Annotated in this window: 2 protein-coding genes; both read right to left on the bottom strand. The window is 66.2% G+C overall.

The window, feature by feature from the left end:
* Nucleotides 1–13 precede the first annotated feature (13 nt).
* Nucleotides 14–298 (bottom strand): 1,2-phenylacetyl-CoA epoxidase subunit PaaB, encoded by a 285-nt coding sequence (gene paaB, locus EVC45_RS44680; protein ID WP_013090772.1) that lies wholly within the window; start codon nucleotides 296–298, stop codon nucleotides 14–16.
* Between the two features lie 37 nt (nucleotides 299–335).
* A partial coding sequence (paaA, locus tag EVC45_RS44675; protein ID WP_129964372.1) for a 1,2-phenylacetyl-CoA epoxidase subunit PaaA occupies nucleotides 336–1,334 on the bottom strand: 999 nt, incomplete at its 5' end.

Genomic DNA, 1,334 nt, shown 5'->3' with positions numbered 1-1,334 from the left:
GTCATGGCCGCGCTTACATGTGGTTGACTTCGTCGGGGAGCGTGTAGAACGTCGGGTGGCGATAGATCTTGTCGCCCGCCGGTTCGAACAGCTCCGCCTTCTCGTCGGGCGCCGAGGCCGTGATCGCCGAGGACGGCACCACCCAGATGCTTACGCCTTCCTGGCGGCGCGTGTAGACGTCGCGCGCCATGCGCAGCGCCATCGGCGCGTCGGCGGCGTGCAGACTGCCGCAGTGCTTGTGGTCGAGTCCCTGCTTGCTGCGCACGAACACTTCCCAAATCGGCCATTCCTTGTTCATTTGCTGATCTCCTGATTCCTGTGATGTGCCGTGCCGCTCAGGCGGCGTGCTGTTGCGCGCGCTGGCGCTGCTTTTCCGCATGGGCAAGCGCGGCTTCGCGCACCCAGGCGCCGTCTTCATGGGCCTTCACGCGGGTCGCGAGGCGCTCGCGGTTGCACGGGCCGTCGCCATTGACGACGCGCCAGAACTCTTCCCAGTCGATGTCGCCGTAGTCGTAGTGGCCGCGCGCCTCGTTCCATTTGAGGTCCGCATCGGGCAGCGTGACGCCGAGCACCTTGGCCTGCTCGACGGTCGCGTCGACGAATTTCTGGCGCAGGTCGTCGTTGGTGATGCGCTTGATGCCCCATTGCGCCGACTGGTTGCTGTGCACCGAATCCTTGTCGCTCGGGCCGAACATCATCAGCACCGGCCACCACCAGCGGTTCACCGCCTGCTGCACCAGTTCGCGCTGCGCGTCGGTGCCGGCCATCATCGCGAGCAGCGCGTCGAACCCCTGGCGCTGATGGAACGACTCTTCCTTGCAGATGCGGATCATGGCGCGGGCATAGGGCCCGTAGGTGCAGCGGCACAGCGGGATCTGGTTCATGATCGCCGCGCCGTCGACCAGCCAGCCGATCACGCCGACGTCGGCCCAGGTGGGCGTCGGGTAGTTGAAGATGCTCGAATACTTGGCCTTGCCGGCATGCAGCGCGTCGATCAGCTGGTCACGCGAGACGCCGAGCGTTTCGGCGGCGCTGTACAGGTAGAGGCCGTGGCCGGCTTCGTCCTGCACCTTGGCGATCAGGATCGCCTTGCGCTTGAGGCTCGGCGCGCGGGTGATCCAGTTGCCCTCGGGCAGCATGCCGACGATCTCCGAGTGCGCATGCTGCGAGATCTGCCGCACCAGCGTTTTGCGGTAGGCGTCGGGCATCCAGTCCTGCGGCTCGATCTTGCCGTCGGCGGCCATGACCGCGTCGAAGCGCGCCTGTTCGGGCGAATTCGCGTCCGCGTCCAGCGGGGCGACGTTGCCGGGGATATCGAGGGATTGCGTGTACAT

The organism is Paraburkholderia sp. UYCP14C (genome assembly GCF_004197395.1).
Taxonomy (GTDB): domain Bacteria; phylum Pseudomonadota; class Gammaproteobacteria; order Burkholderiales; family Burkholderiaceae; genus Paraburkholderia.
The sequence above is the reverse complement of the archived record's forward strand: the minus strand, read 5'-3'. Positions and strand labels throughout refer to the sequence as shown.